Annotated in this window: 12 protein-coding genes; 5 read left to right on the forward strand and 7 right to left on the reverse strand. The window is 71.2% G+C overall.

Annotation, left to right across the window (positions count from 1 at the left end):
- Positions 1-60: 60 nt before the first annotated feature.
- The 3 genes from ACWGO0_RS25970 to ACWGO0_RS25980 all read right to left on the reverse strand — a co-directional run bounded on the left by ACWGO0_RS25970 (position 61) and on the right by ACWGO0_RS25980 (position 4,532).
- A complete protein-coding gene (locus ACWGO0_RS25970) occupies positions 61-1,176 on the reverse strand; it encodes an ADP-ribosylglycohydrolase family protein (RefSeq protein WP_453539696.1) in 1,116 nt (371 codons plus the stop codon).
- Positions 1,177-1,354: 178 nt separating this feature from the next.
- Complete coding sequence (locus ACWGO0_RS25975) at positions 1,355-1,828, reverse strand: carboxymuconolactone decarboxylase family protein (protein ID WP_453539699.1); 474 nt, start codon at positions 1,826-1,828, stop codon at positions 1,355-1,357.
- 121 nt (positions 1,829-1,949) lie between these two features.
- On the reverse strand, positions 1,950-4,532 hold the full coding sequence (locus ACWGO0_RS25980; RefSeq protein WP_453539702.1) for a bifunctional FO biosynthesis protein CofGH: 2,583 nt from the start codon (positions 4,530-4,532) through the stop codon (positions 1,950-1,952).
- 119 nt (positions 4,533-4,651) lie between these two features.
- Here ACWGO0_RS25980 and ACWGO0_RS25985 point away from each other — a divergent pair, with 119 nt between their 5' ends.
- On the forward strand, positions 4,652-5,341 hold the full coding sequence (locus tag ACWGO0_RS25985; RefSeq protein WP_453539776.1) for an HAD family hydrolase: 690 nt from the start codon (positions 4,652-4,654) through the stop codon (positions 5,339-5,341).
- An 18-nt stretch (positions 5,342-5,359) separates the two neighbouring features.
- On the opposite strand, the gene ACWGO0_RS25990 is transcribed toward ACWGO0_RS25985, so the two are convergent.
- Positions 5,360-6,088 carry a class I SAM-dependent methyltransferase gene (locus tag ACWGO0_RS25990; RefSeq protein WP_453539705.1) on the reverse strand — a complete coding sequence of 243 codons (729 nt, stop codon included), beginning with the start codon at positions 6,086-6,088 and terminating at the stop codon, positions 5,360-5,362.
- Between the two features lie 280 nt (positions 6,089-6,368).
- Between ACWGO0_RS25990 and ACWGO0_RS25995 the strand changes: the two genes are divergently transcribed.
- The gene (locus tag ACWGO0_RS25995) at positions 6,369-7,217 is read left to right on the forward strand and encodes a GNAT family N-acetyltransferase (protein ID WP_453539708.1); all 849 of its coding nucleotides are present in this window, start codon (positions 6,369-6,371) and stop codon (positions 7,215-7,217) included.
- A 16-nt stretch (positions 7,218-7,233) separates the two neighbouring features.
- Here ACWGO0_RS25995 and ACWGO0_RS26000 read toward each other — a convergent pair whose 3' ends face one another.
- Entirely contained in the window at positions 7,234-7,827 is a 594-nt protein-coding gene (locus ACWGO0_RS26000; RefSeq protein ID WP_453539711.1) for a TetR/AcrR family transcriptional regulator, read from the reverse strand.
- 62 nt (positions 7,828-7,889) lie between these two features.
- Here ACWGO0_RS26000 and ACWGO0_RS26005 point away from each other — a divergent pair, with 62 nt between their 5' ends.
- Positions 7,890-9,734, forward strand: a complete 1,845-nt coding sequence (locus ACWGO0_RS26005) for a protein kinase domain-containing protein (protein WP_453539714.1) — start codon at positions 7,890-7,892, stop codon at positions 9,732-9,734.
- 95 nt (positions 9,735-9,829) lie between these two features.
- On the opposite strand, the gene ACWGO0_RS26010 is transcribed toward ACWGO0_RS26005, so the two are convergent.
- The gene (locus ACWGO0_RS26010; protein ID WP_453539717.1) at positions 9,830-11,314 is read right to left on the reverse strand and encodes a peptidoglycan D,D-transpeptidase FtsI family protein; all 1,485 of its coding nucleotides are present in this window, start codon (positions 11,312-11,314) and stop codon (positions 9,830-9,832) included.
- A gap of 299 nt (positions 11,315-11,613) precedes the next feature.
- Here ACWGO0_RS26010 and ACWGO0_RS26015 point away from each other — a divergent pair, with 299 nt between their 5' ends.
- Positions 11,614-13,128 (forward strand): M4 family metallopeptidase, encoded by a 1,515-nt coding sequence (locus ACWGO0_RS26015; protein ID WP_453539779.1) that lies wholly within the window; start codon positions 11,614-11,616, stop codon positions 13,126-13,128.
- Between the two features lie 53 nt (positions 13,129-13,181).
- On the opposite strand, the gene ACWGO0_RS26020 is transcribed toward ACWGO0_RS26015, so the two are convergent.
- Complete coding sequence (locus tag ACWGO0_RS26020; RefSeq protein ID WP_453539720.1) at positions 13,182-14,027, reverse strand: LLM class F420-dependent oxidoreductase; 846 nt, start codon at positions 14,025-14,027, stop codon at positions 13,182-13,184.
- A 214-nt stretch (positions 14,028-14,241) separates the two neighbouring features.
- On the opposite strand from ACWGO0_RS26020, the gene ACWGO0_RS26025 reads away from it, so the two are divergent.
- Positions 14,242-15,144 (forward strand): DUF4344 domain-containing metallopeptidase, encoded by a 903-nt coding sequence (locus ACWGO0_RS26025; RefSeq protein ID WP_453539723.1) that lies wholly within the window; start codon positions 14,242-14,244, stop codon positions 15,142-15,144.
- Positions 15,145-15,152 lie beyond the last annotated feature (8 nt).

The raw sequence follows: 15,152 nt of genomic DNA on the forward strand, positions 1-15,152 counted from the left end.
TCGTACGACAGCGGGGGTGGCGGGCCGGAGGGTCCGCCACCCCCGTTGCCGTGACCGCTCTCAGCCTCGCGGGTAGCGGACCAGCCAGCCGGTGGCGACGGCGGTCGGGCTGTGCAGGGCGGGGCCCTGGGTCATCTCCATCGCGAAGTCGTCGGAGAGTTCGAGGAGGGTGGAGCGGCCTTCCAGTTCGGCGAGCCAGGCGGGCGGCAGGGCCGTCTCCCCGTGCAGTACGCCGAGGAGGGCTCCGCAGACGGCGCCGGTGGCCGCGGAAGGGCCTCCGTGGTTCACCGCGAGGCGCAGTCCGTGCCGGACGTCCTCGCCGACCAGGGCGCAGTACAGGGCCACGGACAGGACCTCCTCTGCGGAGTCCGTGGCGCCGAGTGCCTCGATGAGGGCGGGGCCCGGGATGCCCTGGCGTACGGAGCCGAGGGCCTGCTTGAGGGCCTCGGTGACCGGTTCGTGGCCCGGGCGTCCGGCGAGCAGGGCCAGGGCGTGCTGCACGGAGCCGTCCAGGGTCTCGCCGCGGGCCAGCCCGTGGATCATGACGGCGAGGGCTCCGGCGGCGAGCTGGGCGGTGGTGTGGCCGTGGGTCTGGGCGGCGCACTCGACGGCGAGCTGGAGGACGAGCTGCGGCTCCCAGCCGACCAGGAGGCCGAAGGGCGCGGAGCGGGTGAGGGCGGCCGAGTCCCGCGCGGTGGGGTTCTTCGGCTGGTCGAGGGTGCCCATCACGGTGTCGCCGAAGCCGGTGAGGCATTCCCGGGTGGGGGCGCGGCGGGTGTACAGCCACTCTTCGCGCGCGAGCCAGCCGTCTTCCGTACGGCGTTCGTCGGGCCCCCAGTCGCGCTGGGTCGCGGCCCAGCGCAGATGGGCCCGGTGGACGTCGGTGGGCGGGTGCCAGGCGCCGGTGTCGCGGCGGACCTGGGCGCGTATCAGCCCGTCGACGGTGAACAGGGTGAGCTGGGTGACGGCGGTGACGGCGCCGCGTCTGCCGTGCGCGGGTACGAAGTCGGTGACCGCTTCGGCGCCGTGTGCCTCGCGGATCTGCTCCAGCGTGAGCCCGGTGACGGCCGCGCCGAGCGCGTCACCGATGGCGCCGCCGAGCAGGGCGCCGCGCACCCGGCTGCGGAAGTCCTGCTGTTCGGCACGGCCCCAGACAGCTGTGGTCCCTGTGCTCACCGTGCCCCTTCCCTCCGATTACCGGCGTACGACATTCCGGCGTGCGACTGCGCAAGCACTGTAATCGAACGGGAAGGGGCGGATCAGGGCTGGATCGGTATGTACGGAGTAGCTATTGAGAGCACTTTTGAACGGCATTCCTCACGGTTTTCCGGGGTAGCCGCCGCGCACTTCCCCGCTATCCGAACTGGCCCACCTTGTAGTCGCCCGCGGGCTGCTGAAGGATGACGTTCAGCCGGTTGTAGGCGTTGATGACGGCGATGAGGGACACCAGGGCGACGAGCTGGTCCTCGTCGTAATACTTGGTGGCGTTCTCCCATACCTCGTCCGGGACACCACCGGCCGCGTCGGCGATACGCGTGCCCTGTTCGGTGAGTTCCAGTGCGGCGCGCTCGGCGTCGGTGAAGACGTTGGCCTCGCGCCAGGCCGCGATCAGGTTGAGCCGGGTCGAGGTCTCGCCGTTGTGCGCGGCGTCCTTGGTGTGCATGTCGGTGCAGAAGCCGCAGCCGTTGATCTGGCTGGCGCGGATCTTCACCAGTTCCTGTGTCGTGGCCGGCAGCGCCGAATCCGTGATCACCTTCCCCGCCGAGTTGAAGTGCTTCATGAGGGGACCGGCGAGCGCGTTGCCGAAGACGTTCAGACGAGCGTTCATGACGAACTCCTGTATGCCGTTGCTGATGCCTGTACCTCTCTGACGGAACGGCTCGGCATGATGTGACACGGCCGCCCGTGACGTACGCCACAGGCGGCCGACGGCCTTGCGCCACCTCGCGTCAGCTCGGCAGCACCGGCAGCAGCTCCGGCAGATGCCCGTCCGATGCGGCGGCTGCCTTGACGCGCTCCTCGGGCACCTCGCCGTACAGCGTCGTACGCGGCTTCGCCGGGCGGCCCGCGAGGTCGGCGATGGCGATGAGGTCCTGGACCGAGCGGTACGAGCCGTAGCTCGAACCGGCCATCCGGGAGATGGTCTCCTCCATCAACGTGCCGCCCACGTCGTTCGCGCCCGAGCGCAGCATCTCCGCCGCGCCCTCCGCGCCCAGCTTCACCCAGCTGGTCTGGATGTTGGTGATGTGCGGGTGCAGGAGGAGACGGGCCATCGCGGTGACCGCGCGGTTGTCGCGGGCGGTCGGGCCGGGGCGGGCGATGCCGGCCAGGTAGACGGGCGCGTTGGTGTGGATGAACGGCAGCGTCACGAACTCGGTGAAACCACCGGTCTCCTGCTGGAGGTTGGCCAGCGTCCGCAGGTGGCCGAGCCAGTGGCGTGGCTGGTCGACGTGCCCGTACATCATGGTCGACGAGGAGCGCAGACCCACCTCGTGGGCCGTCCCGATGACCTCCAGCCAGGTGGCCGTCGGCAGTTTGCCCTTGGTGAGGACCCAGCGGACCTCGTCGTCGAGGATCTCGGCCGCCGTGCCGGGGATCGAGTCGAGTCCGGCCTCCTTCGCTGCGGTCAGCCAGTCACGGATGGACATGCCGGTGCGGGTGGCCCCGTTGACGACCTCCATCGGCGAGAAGGCGTGCACGTGCATGCCGGGGACGCGTTCCTTCACGGCCCGCGCGATGTCGAAGTAGGCCGTGCCGGGCAGGTCGGGGTGGATGCCGCCCTGCATGCAGACCTCGACCGCGCCGACGTCCCACGCCTGTGCGGCGCGGTCGGCGACCTGGTCCAGCGAGAGGGTGTACGCGTCGGCGTCCGTACGCCGCTGGGCGAAGGCGCAGAACCGGCAGCCGGTGTAGCAGACGTTGGTGAAGTTGATGTTCCGCGTGACGATGTACGTGATGTCGTCGCCGACCACGTCCCGGCGCAGCGTGTCCGCGATCCGGCACAGCTCGTCCAGCGCGGGCCCGTCCGCGTGCAGCAGGGTGAGCGCCTGGTCGTCGGTGAGCTTCGTCGGGTCGTCGGCGGCCTGGCTGAGGGCCTGGCGTACGTCGCCGTCGATGCGGGACGGCACCATGCCGGGGGCCGCCGCCTCGCGGAGCGCCTCCCAGTCCCCGTACACCTCGTCGAAGTCGTCGCGCCGGTCGCCGGTGCGGCCCTCGGTGTCGATGGTGCGGTGCAGGTCGGTGCGGCCGGTGGCGCTGAACCCCTCGTCGGGTTCCTGCCAGGGCAGTCCGACCGGGATCGCCCCCTCCTTCGCCAGGCCCGTCTCCGGGTCCGCGAGTGCCCGCACGTGCGGGAGGAGGCGGGGGTCCAGCCACGGCTCGCCGCGCTGGATGAACTCCGGGTAGATGGTGAGGCGTTCGCGGAGCGTGAAGCCGGACTCGGCGGTCTTCGCGGCCAGTTCGTCGATGTGCGGCCAGGGGCGCTCGGGGTTCACATGGTCGGGGGTGAGCGGCGAGACGCCGCCCCAGTCGTCGATCCCGGCGCCGATGAGGAGGGCGTACTCGGCGTCGACGAGGTTCGGCGGGGCCTGGATACGGGCGGACGGGCCGAGGATGTGGCGGGCGACGGCGATCGCGGCGGCCAGTTCCTCCAGCTCGGCGTCCGGCATACCGCGCATCGCCGTGTCCGGCTTCGCGCGGAAGTTCTGCACGATGACTTCCTGGATGCCGTGGTAGGCGCGGGCCGTCCTGCGCAGCTCGAAGAGGGAGTCGGCGCGCTCCTCGTACGACTCGCCGATGCCGATCAGGATGCCGGTGGTGAAGGGGACGTTGGACCGCCCCGCGTCCTCCAGCACCCGCAGCCGCACGGCGGGCTCCTTGTCGGGTGAGCCGTGGTGCGGGCCGCCGGGCTCGGACCACAGGCGGGTCGCCGTCGTCTCCAGCATCATCCCCATGGACGGCGCGACGGGCTTGAGCCGCTGCAGATCCGTCCACGTCATGACACCCGGGTTGAGGTGCGGGAGCAGCCCCGTCTCCTCCAGGACCCGGATCGCCATCGCCCGTACGTACGCGAGCGTGTCGTCGTACCCCTCGGCCTCCAGCCACTCGCGCGCCTCGGGCCAGCGGTCCTCCGGCCGGTCGCCGAGCGTGAACAGCGCTTCCTTGCAGCCCATTTCGGCGCCCTTGCGGGCGATGTCGATGACCTCGTCGGGCGACAGGAACATCCCGTGGCCCTCGCGGCGCAGCTTCCCCGGCACGGTCACGAACGTGCAGTAGTGGCACTTGTCCCGGCACAGCCGCGTCAACGGGATGAAGACCTTGCGGGAGTACGTGATGACGCCCGGCCGGCCCGCCGCGTCGAGCCCGGCGTCCCGCACCCGGGCCGCGGACCCGGCGAGGTCCGTCAGATCGTCGCCACGCGCCTGCAACAGCACGGCGGCCTCGCCCGCATCGAGGGCGACGCCGTCCCGGGCGCGCTTGAGTGCGCGCCGCATGGCGTTGGTGGTCGGGCGTCCGCGCTGAGGATCGGTCATGAACCGAGCATACGAGCGAGGACCTAGTCTCCGACCAGCGCTCCGGTGGATCGGACCGCCCCCGCACTCCTGGCGCCTGGACCGTTATGCCCCGCTTGCCCCGTAGGGTCGGCACGGTGATGGAAACGATCGTCCTCGGCATCGGCGAAACACTCATCCGCGACGACCGCTACTGGGCGTCCTGGGCCAACTGGCTGGGCATCCCGCCGCACACACTCAGCGCCCTGGTCGGCGCCGCGGTCACCCAGGGCGGCGAGGGCGCCGACGCACTGCGCCTGCTGCGCCCCGGCATGGACGTCGCCGAGGCCGCACACGCCCGCTCGGCGGCCGGCCGGGGCGAGCACCTGGACGAGTCGGACCTCTACCCCGACGTACGCCCCGCACTCGCCGAACTCCGGGCACTGGGCCTCCGGGTCGTGATCGCGGGCAACCGGACCGCCCGCGCCGGCGAACTGCTCCGCGCCCTGGACCTGCCCGCGGACCTGGTCGTCACCTCGGAGGAGTGGGGCGTCGCCAAACCGGACCCTGGCTTCTTCGAACACGTACTGACCGCCGCGGAAGCCGACCCCCGGGCCACCCTGTACGTGGGCGACCACCCGGCCAACGACCTGTTCCCGGCCAGGTCCGCGGGCCTGCGTACGGCCCACATCCGCCGCGGCCCCTACGGCCACTGGTGGGCGGAGCACCCGGACGTGACGGAGACGGCTGACTGGCACATCACGACACTGACGGAACTCCCGTCCCTCCTGGGCAAACCCGCCACGGAGCCGGGCCCGGCGGCCCCGGCGAGGGCGCTGCGGTCGGTGTAGGTGTCGCATCGGGCCGGCCTAACCCCGACGGAACAGCCCCGTCCAGAGGAACGCTTCGCCGAACAGCGGGGACTCGGGCGGCTCGTCGCGCATGCGGCGCAGTTCGATTTCCGTCAGGTCGGAGAAGATCCAGCGCAACGACTCCGCCGTGTACGCGAGCCCGCCCTGAAGGCCAGCCTCGCGGTAGAAGTCCGCGTCCGGGAGTTCCGAGCCCATGCCGCCCGCCGCGAAGCACGTGAGGGCGAGGTGGCCGCCGGGGGCGAGGACGCGGTCCAGGAGGGCGAGGTAGCTGATGCGGCGGTGGGGCGGCAGGTGGTGGAAGCAGCCGGAGTCGTAGACCAGGTCGTACGGTCCTGTGAGCTCGGCGGTCGTCGGCGCGAACGCGTCGCCGCAGTGGAACCGGACGTCGGCGCCCGCCTCGTTCGCCCGCTCCTCGGCCCAGGCGATCGCTGCCGGGGACAGGTCGACCGCGTCCACCTCGAAGCCCAGGGCGGCCAGGTGGAGGGCGTTGCGGCCGGGGCCGCAGCCCAGGTCGAGGGCGCGGCCTGGGGTGATCAGGCCACGGTCGGCGTACGAGACCAGGTTCTCGTCCGGCTTCGCCACGAAGAACGGCACCGCCCTGGCCCGGTACGCGTAGAACCCGTCCCACCACGAGGCCCCGCCCGCCGTCCAGCGGTCGGCCTCCGGTGCGAACAGGCCGTCCAGGAGTCTCAGTACGTCGTCCACCGAGCGTATGTTCCGGTCCATCAACTGCCCCTTTCCCAGGGGCAACACGATACGTCTTGGAGACATTGAAAGCCCAGGTCAGAGGTGGTGCGCGGAAGTCGTCCGCAGTCGTCTCCCGGGCTGGCGCGGGGAGTGGAGGCCGGGGAGTCCGCGTGCCGGACCGGGCCCCGCCACGCGGCCCCAGGTGGCCGTCACGGGGCCGTTCCGGACTGCGCGTCGCCAGGTTTCCGGGCGGATTCCGGAACGGCCGCACCGGGCCCCCGGGGCGGGTGCCGTGCCGCGCCGTGATGGGATGCGGCACATGACAGTCCCGTCGCTTCGCGCCCGTATAGAGCACTTTTACGCCACCGTGCCCCTGGTGTTCGCCGAGGCGGAGGAGTACGGCCCGTTGCGGCTGTTCGTACGGAGGGCGGCGGGCGCCCCGTACTACGGAGGACCGGGCCACGGCCGGCCGATCGCCGCAGGTGCCGACGCCGTCACGGGTGCCGACATCGCACGCGTACGGGCCCGGCAGCGGGAGCTCGGTGTGCCGGAGGCGTTCGAGTGGCTGGACGAGGTGGCTCCCGCAATGCGCGGGCTGATCGAGGCGGCGGGCCTGCCCGTGCTGGAGCGGCCGTTGATGGTCCTCGACCCGGAGCATCCGCTGCTGGCGCCGCCCCTGCCGGACGGGGTGACGGTCCGCGCCCTGGACGCCGACGACCCGGCCCTGGCCGCCGCCCTCGCCCTCCCCCGCCTGGCCTTCGCCGATGTGGGCACGGCGGTGGGCACTGCGGGGCGTGCGGAACTGGCTCTCGTAGCCGAGACGTTGACGGGGGACGGCACCCTCGCGACCGTGCGTCCGACCCTCCGCGCCGGTCACAAGGTCCTCGTGGCAGCCCTCGCGGCAGATGGGACTCCGCTCGCTGTGGGGCACTACCACCCGGCGGACGGCATCACCGAGATCGGCGGCATCGGGACCCTTCCCACGGCCCGACGCCAGGGGCTGGGCGCGGCCGTCATGGCAGCCCTGGCCTGCCACGCACGGGACCACGGCGTGCACACCGTGTTCCTCGCCTACGCCGAGGACGCGGTCGCCCGTATCTATGCCCGCCAGGGCTTCCGGCCGGCCGGTACCACCCTGCTGATCGCGAACCAGCCCGCCCGCTCGTAACGCGTCGCCGCACCCGTCACGGGGCCAGTGACCGCCAGATCCGGTCCGGCAGGACGCGGGCGGCCTCGTCGAGGTCGACGTCGTCGATGCCCGAGAGCCAGCGGCGGGCGACGGCGACGACCGGGCCGAGGACCAGCGACTCGATCAACGCGAGCGGCAGCGGGGCGATCTCGCCCGATTCGACGCGCGGCTTGAGCCACTCGGCGAACGGCGAGAGCCGGGCCTCCTGGGCATCGCGGAGTTCCTTGCCCTTGGCCATGCCGTAACGGTCGGCCGTGGCGGAGTGCAGGAGCAGGGCGGCGGCCCGGTGCTCCTGGACGAAGGCCAGATAGGCCCGGACGAGGGCTTCGATCGCGGTCCGGGTGGTGGGGGCGGCCTGCAGAGCCATCGCCAGCTCGCCCAGCAAACGGCCCAGCCAGCGGTGCATCAGCTCGGCGACGAGGCCGTCGATGCTGCCGAAGTGGTGGTACAGGCTGCCCAGACTGACTCCGCTGGCCTTGGTGACCGCGCCGACCGTAATGCCCCGCTCGCCCTCTTCGCCGTACATGCGCAGCGCTGCGTCGAGGAGCAAGTCGGCGGTCACCGCGCCGCGTTGCTGTTTGGGGCTCATAGAGATCCTTACCGGTTCTAGAGTAGGTTTCTAGAAACTGATTCCAATTTTACGGGGTTGACGTGTTCGAGCTGGGGGGAAGCGGGGCCGAGCCCCTGGAGGCGGGTGACCCGCTCCGGATCGGATCGATACCGCTGGCGGGGCGGCTCGGGGCCGGCGGCATGGGGCGGGTGTACCTCGGCGTCCACGAGGGACGGTACGTGGCCGTCAAGCAGCTGCTTTCCTCCGTCGTCGGCGAGGACGCCGACTTCGTGCGCCGGTTCGGTCACGAGCTGGACAACCTGGCCCGGCTCCCCGCGGAGGCCACCGCACCGCTGCTCGCCAGCGACCGCACCGCGATGCCCCCGTGGTTCGCCACCGCGTACGTTCCCGGGCTCACCCTCAGCCAGGCCGTCGAGCTGCACGGCGGCTCCCTGCCCGCCTCCGCGCTCTGGGTGCTGCTGCGGAAGGCGGCTGCCGCCCTGGCGCCGGTGCACGCGCTGGACATGGTGCACCGGGACATCAAACCCTCCAACGTCATGCTGACCCTCGACGGGCTCACCCTCATCGACTTCGGCGTCGCCCGCGCCACCGAGCAGAGCCAGCTGACCAGAACCGGCATGGTCGTGGGCACACCCGCCTACATGGCGCCCGAACAGGCCTCGGGCTCACGCGGGTTGAGCGGCGCAACCGACGTGTTCGCGCTGGCCTCGGCGCTCAACTACGCGGCGTGCGGCAGGCCGCCCTTCGGCGACGACTCGGGCCACGGTGTGCTCTACCGCATCGTCCACGAGCAGCCCGACCTGGCGCCGCTGCGGGAGCTGGACCCCCATCTCGCCGAGCTTCTCGCGGCCTGCCTCGACAAGGACCCGGACGGCCGCCCGACCGCCGCCGAGCTCGTGGAGAGCGCCTCGCGGCGAGGTCCGTCCACGGGGCCTCTGTGGCCCGCGGTCATCACGGAGCGGCTGGCCGAGCGTGCCGCCTTCGCCGCGAGCACGCAGAAGATCGACACACCGACCGTTCCGCTCGGGGGCGGAAGCCCGGAACCGGAGCAGGGCCCCGAGGCGGGGCAGAAGAAGCCGGAGCCCGGGCGCCCTCGCCGTAAGCGCCTCTTCCTCGCCGTCGTCCCCGTCGCCGTCACCGTGGGCGGCACGACCCTCGCCATCCAGCTCCTGCCCTACGTGTCCTCTCCGGGGGCCACGGAGAATCCCGGCCCGTCGGCCTCGGTCTCGGCACCGGCCGACCCCGGACAGGCAGCAGGCGGAACCCCGGCCGGCACGGCCCCGCCGGCCAGGACCCCCGCCAAGGACCAGACCGGGGAAAAGGGCGAGGACAAGGACGGGGGCAAGGAGCAGGCCGGGGAGAGCGACGCGGCGAGCGGCGGAGGCAAGGAGCCGGGCGGGGCGGGCGACTCCCAGGCCGCGGCCGGCGGCACCGGCACCGGATCAGGCGCGCAGGACGACACCGGCGGGAGCAGCGACTCGGGTGGCGGCGCCGACGCTTCCGGTGGAGCCGCCGTATCCGGCGCGGGCGGCAGCGCCCCGTCCTCGGCCGCCCCGCCCCCCGCCCCCTCCGGCACCTACCGCTACCGCAACGGTGACATCGGCGACTGCATCACCCAGACGTACGGCGGCTCGGACCACGGCTCCTGCTCGGACTCGACCGCCCGGTGGACCGTGCGGAGCCAGTCCGGCGGCTTCAAGCTCGTCAACCAGCAGACCGGCCAGTGCCTGTACGCCAACATGCCCGGCCAGGCCGTCTTCGTGGGCGACTGCGCCCAGGAGGCGGGCCGGGTCTGGCGCAACGGCTCGGGCGGCAGCCTCGTGAGCGTCTCCAACGGCGGCTGCCTGGACCTGGGCACGACCAGTTTCCTGGTGACGTCCACATGCGCCGGGGAGTCGTCGCAGCGCTGGACGAAATTGACCTAGGGCGGCGCCGGTCCCGGGGAGACCCGGGCCGGTGCCATACGAGGGAGGCCCTAGGGCCTCGCTGGGGAAGTAGGCCCGGGCCCGAGTAACAGGGCCTACTTCCCCAGGACCGCCTTCATCACGTTCTTCGCGATCGGGGCGCCGAGCCCGCCACCCGAGATGTCCTCGCGGGAGATGTCCATCGCCGTCGGGTCGATGAAGACCGCGACCGCCACCGACTGACCGTCGGCCTTCTTGCCGTACGAGACGAACCAGCCGTACGGGACTTCCTTGCGCACGTCCACGCCACGCTGCGCGGTGCCGGTCTTGCCGCCGACCGTCACGCCGTCGATCAGGGCCTTCTGGGCGCTGCCTTCCGCGGCGGTGAACTCCATCATCTCCTGGACCTTCTTCGCGGTCTCCTCGGAGACGGCCTGGCTCATGAGCTGCGGCTCGTTCTGCTCAAGCGAGGAGAGGTCGGGGCCCTTGAGTTCGTCGACGATGTACGGCTGCATCAGCTTGCCGTTGTTGGCCATGGCCGCCGTGACCATCGCCATCTGCATCGGCGTGCTGGTGAGGGAGCCCTGACCCATGCCGGTCAGCGCGGTGCCCGGCTTGTCCAGTTCGTCCGGGTAGAGGCTCTTCGTGGCGAGCATGTCGCCAAAGTCCTCCGAGTAGACGTCGGAGTTGAATCCGAACTTCTCCGCCGTCTCGCGCATCTTGTCGTCGCCCAGCTTGGCCGCCGCGTCGAGGAAGACGTTGTTGCAGGAGAACTGCATGGCCGTCTTCAGGGACGCCTTGTTGCAGGCCTGGTCACCCGCCTCGCTGCTGATCTTGTTCGTGGAGAGCGGGAGGGGGTACGGGGAGACCGCGTCGGTCTTCGCGTCGACGTCCGTGATGACGCCGTGCTCCAGGGCGGCGGCCGCCGTGAGGATCTTGAAGGTGGAGCCGGGCGGGAAGGTCTCGCGCAGCGGACGGTTGGCGAGCGGCTTGCTCTTGTCGTCCACCAGCGCCTGGAACTTGTCGCCCTCCTTGAAGGAGTTGCCGGCGAAGACCGAGGGGTCGTACGAGGGGGTGGAGGCGAGCGCGAGGACCTTGCCGGTGGCCGGGTCGAGGGCGACCACCGCCCCCCGGGCGTCGATGTCCGTCAGGCCCTTGTACGCGGCCTCCTGCGCCTTCGGGTCGATGGTCGTGATCACGTTGCCGCCGCGTCGCGGCTCGCCGGTGAGGATGTCCTTGGCGTGCCGGAAGGCGAACCGTTCGTCCTGGCCGCTGAGCACCTCGTCGTACGTCTTCTCCAGGAGGGACATGCCCTGGGCCTGGGATGCGTAGCCGGTGATCGGTGCGTACATCGGCCCGTTCTTGAACGTGCGCTGGTACTTGAAGTCGGTGCCGTCGACCGCCTTCGAGCCGGTGATCTCGTTGCCGCCGACGATGATGTTGCCGCGCGGGGTGGCGAACTGTGTGATCTTGACCCGGCGGTTGTGCTCGTGGTTCGCGAGCTCCTCGCGCTGGGCGAATTGCAGCCAGTTCGACCGCAGCAGAAGGGCAAGCACCAACAGCCCGCAGAAGATGGCGATGTGCCGTAGCGGCCTGTTCATGGCTCCCCCAGTTCTCTGACGGCCGCTCACGCATCGGTGGAGGCGGTCCGCGCTTCGATCTCCAGTGTTGAAGGATGCCACTTCGGCTCGCACGGTTGCAGCGGGAGGGTTTCCCCTGGTCACGGCATACCGGCCTATATCCGGCTATCACCGGGCCGACAAGGTCACATGTCTGTCAGGTCTCTGTCACGAACGTTCTTTCGGTGCCATTCTCACCGGCGCACCCCCCACGAACCGAGTGAAGGAGAGACCGCGTGAGAACCACGCTGCGTGCTGCCGCACTTGTCGCCTCTGCTGCCATGGCCGTTGTCGCCGTACAGGGCGCACCCGCCAGCGCCGACTCCACGGCCGCCGACCGCGGGGCCGGGGCCACCGCCCTGCCGCTCAGCGCTTCCGCCAGGGCGACCGCCATCAAGGACGCGCAGGCCGGGGCCGTCACCACGGCACGGCAGATCGGGCTCGGTGCACAGGAGAAACTGGTCGCCCGCGATGTGATGAAGGACTCGGACGGCACCGTCCACACCCGGTACGAGCGGACCTACGACGGTCTCCCCGTACTCGGCGGCGACCTGGTGACCCACCACCGCAAGGACGGCTCGCTCAAGGGCATATCCCGCGCGCGCTCCGAGCGGATATCGCTCCCGACGACCACCGCGTCCGTCGCCGCGGCCCCGGGTGCGCGCAAGGTGGTCTGGGCGGCGGACGGCAAGCCCGTCCTCGCGTACGAGACGGTCGTCACCGGCACACAGGCCGACGGCACGCCCCAGGAACTGCACGTCATCACCGACGCCACGAGCGGCAAGAAGCTCTACTCGTACGAGGGCATCCACACCGGGACGGGCACGAGCCAGTACAGCGGCACCGTCTCCCTGGGCACCACCCTCAGCGGCTCCTCCTACAGCCTCACCGACGCGGGCCGCGGCGGGCACAACACGTACGACCTCAACGGCGGCACGTCCGGCACCGGCACGCTCTTCACCGACGCCGACGACGTCTGGGGCAGCGGCACCACCGCCAACCGTCAGACGGCCGGTGTCGACGCCGCCTACGGCGCCGGTGTGACGTGGGACTTCTACAAGACGGAGTTCGCCCGCAACGGCATCGCGGGCGACGGCAAGGCCGCCTACTCCCGCGTCCACTACGGCAACGCGTACGTCAACGCGTTCTGGTCCGACAACTGCTTCTGCATGACGTACGGCGACGGGGCGAACAACCTCAAGCCGCTCACCTCGCTGGACGTCGCCGCGCACGAGATGACCCACGGGCTCACGGCGGCCACCGCCGGGCTGAAGTACAGCCGGGAGTCGGGCGGCCTCAACGAGGCCACCAGCGACATCCTCGGCACCTCGGTGGAGTTCTACGCGAACAACTCCGCCGACGCCGGTGACTACCTCATCGGCGAGAAGATCGACATCCGCGGCAACGGCACCCCGCTGCGCTACATGGACCGGCCGAGCAGGGACGGCTCGTCGGCGGACTACTGGTCCAGGTCCGTCGGCAGGCTGGACGTGCACTACTCGTCCGGTCCGGCCAACCACTTCTTCTACCTGCTGTCCGAGGGCAGCGGCGCCAAGACGATCAACGGCGTCTCGTACGACTCCCCGACCGCCGACGGTTCCACCGTCACGGGCATCGGCCGGGACAAGGCGTACAAGATCTGGTATCGGGCCCTCTCCACGTATATGACCTCCTCCACCGACTACGCCGGAGCCCGCGCGGCGACCCTGCAGGCCGCGGGCGACCTGTACGGGGCGGGAAGCGCCGAGCAGCAGGGCGTGACCTCGGCCTGGAACGCGATCAACGTGACGAAGTAGCGAAGCGGACAGCAGGGAGGGGCCGGACCACCGTCCGGCCCCTCCCTCACGTCCTACAAGTGCGCCGCGTACGCGTCCAGCACCCGCAGCACCTCCGGCGCGGGCTCCGGGGGCAGCTGGAGTACGACCTCCTCGATGCCCAGATCCGCGTAGTGCGCGAGCTTCCCCGGGTTCGGCAGGACCGCGTACGGCACCACGTGCAGGTGCTGGGGATCCCGGCCCGCCGCCTGCCAGACCCGCCGCAGCTCCGGTACGGACTCCGACAGGCCGCGCCCGCCGATCGGCATCCAGCCGTCCGCGTACTCCGCGATCTGCTCGAACAGCTTCGGGCCCGCGGCGCCGCCGACCAGGGTGCGCGGTCCGGTCACGGGACCGCGCGGCTTCTGGACCGGCTTCGGGTACGCGAAGCTCGCCCGCACCGAGCCGAACTCACCCTCGTACGAGGTCGGTTCGTCCGCCCAGAGCGCCCGCATCAGCGCCATCCGGTCCCGGCCGAGTGCCCGGCGCTTCGACCAGACGACGCCGTGGTCCGCGGCCTCCTCCACGTTCCAGCCGAAGCCGACGCCGAGGGTGAAACGGCCGGCGGAGAGGTGGTCGAGCGTGGCGATCTGTTTGGCCAGACCGATCGGGTCGTGCTGGGCGACCAGCGTGATGCCCGTGCCGAGCGCGAGGCGTTCCGTCACGGCCGCCGCCTGGCCGAGCGCGACGAAGGGGTCGAGGGTCCGGCCGTACTCGGGAGGCAGCTCGCCGCCCGCCGGGTAGGGCGTGTCCCGGCTCACCGGGATGTGGGTGTGCTCGGGCAGATAGAGCCCTGCGAAACCCCGCTGTTCCAGCTCTCGCGCGAGCGCGACCGGCGTGATCGTCTGATCGGTGAGGAAGATCGTTGTGGCGATCCGCATACGGGGGCACCTCCGTCGTCGACCGGTAGGGCTCAAACGTATGCCGTCGGACCGCTGAATCCGAGCCCCGGGCAGGACACTTCCATCCCGTCTTCTCCCGCCTTCCCGGGGCGCCGGTCATTCACCCGAACGGCCCGTGAACGGTGGCCCTCCCCGGCGGTGTCCCGGACCGTCGTGGGGGGACCGACCGCCGACGGTGAGGGGCTGAGTTTCGATGCGAACCCGGGCACGGACCTGGAACGGCACGTGGAGCGGTGCGCGGGACCGAGCGCGGGTGGTGCGGCGGGCGGCCGGAGCGGCCGTGCTCGCCGCCGCGCTGGGGCTGTCGTCGGCGGGCTGCTCGTCCGGCGGGGCGGAGGGCGGAGGCAGCGGCGTCGAACCCTCCGCGGCCGTCGCGGCGGCGCGCGCGAGGGCGACCTCACCGGCCGCGTCCCCGGCGGGGAAGGGCGAGCTCGTCGTGACGTACACCGAGGGCCTGACGGCGGCGGACCGTGAGACGGAGGCGTTCCTCCGGAAGAACGAGACCCTCGAAGGCTTCGCCACGTACGCGAACAGCCGTGTCGCACTCCCCTACGACGTGCCCGTCGAGGCGAAGAGCTGCGGCACGACCGACGCGTACTGGGACCCGACGGCGAGGGCGATCACGTACTGCTACGAGTTCCTCGGACGTATGGCCCCGGCGTACGAGAACTCCGCCGCCGACCTCATCGCCTTGACCAACGGCGTTCTCGCGCACGAGCTGAGTCACGGTCTGATCGCGATGTACGGCATGCCGGTCGACGGGGACGGGGAGAAGGACGTGAACCAGGTCTCCGCCGTCCTCGTCACCACGGACGACGACGACAAGGACTTCGTCGTCGGCATCGCCGACGCCTGGGCGGAGATGGCCGTCCGGGGCACGGACGGCAGCACCCGGACCGCCTTCGCCGAGGACCACGCCGTGGACAGCGCGCAGTTCTACGCGTGGGCGTGCTGGGTGTACGGCTCCGATCCCGACGGGTACCAGGACATCGTCGGCCCGGACCTGCTTCCCGAGAAGCGCACCAAGGGCTGCGAGAAGGCCTATACGAAGGTGGCGGACACCTGGGGCGAGGCGCTCAAGCCGTATCTGAAGTGACGTTGCCG

This window comes from Streptomyces sp. NPDC055749 (assembly GCF_053617235.1).

Bases quoted from the DNA above. Each gene is read 5' to 3' on its own strand.
- ACWGO0_RS25985 (WP_453539776.1), top strand. From the start codon at position 4,652: ATGGAAACGATCGTCCTCGGCATCGGCGAAACACTCATCCGCGACGAC.
- ACWGO0_RS26015 (WP_453539779.1), top strand. From the start codon at position 11,614: ATGGCCGTTGTCGCCGTACAGGGCGCACCCGCCAGCGCCGACTCCACG.
- ACWGO0_RS26010 (WP_453539717.1), bottom strand. From the start codon at position 11,314: ATGAACAGGCCGCTACGGCACATCGCCATCTTCTGCGGGCTGTTGGTG.
- ACWGO0_RS25990 (WP_453539705.1), bottom strand. From the start codon at position 6,088: ATGGACCGGAACATACGCTCGGTGGACGACGTACTGAGACTCCTGGAC.
- ACWGO0_RS26025 (WP_453539723.1), top strand. From the start codon at position 14,242: ATGCGAACCCGGGCACGGACCTGGAACGGCACGTGGAGCGGTGCGCGG.
- ACWGO0_RS26000 (WP_453539711.1), bottom strand. From the start codon at position 7,827: ATGAGCCCCAAACAGCAACGCGGCGCGGTGACCGCCGACTTGCTCCTC.
- ACWGO0_RS25980 (WP_453539702.1), bottom strand. From the start codon at position 4,532: ATGACCGATCCTCAGCGCGGACGCCCGACCACCAACGCCATGCGGCGC.
- ACWGO0_RS25975 (WP_453539699.1), bottom strand. From the start codon at position 1,828: ATGAACGCTCGTCTGAACGTCTTCGGCAACGCGCTCGCCGGTCCCCTC.
- ACWGO0_RS26020 (WP_453539720.1), bottom strand. From the start codon at position 14,027: ATGCGGATCGCCACAACGATCTTCCTCACCGATCAGACGATCACGCCG.
- ACWGO0_RS25995 (WP_453539708.1), top strand. From the start codon at position 6,369: ATGACAGTCCCGTCGCTTCGCGCCCGTATAGAGCACTTTTACGCCACC.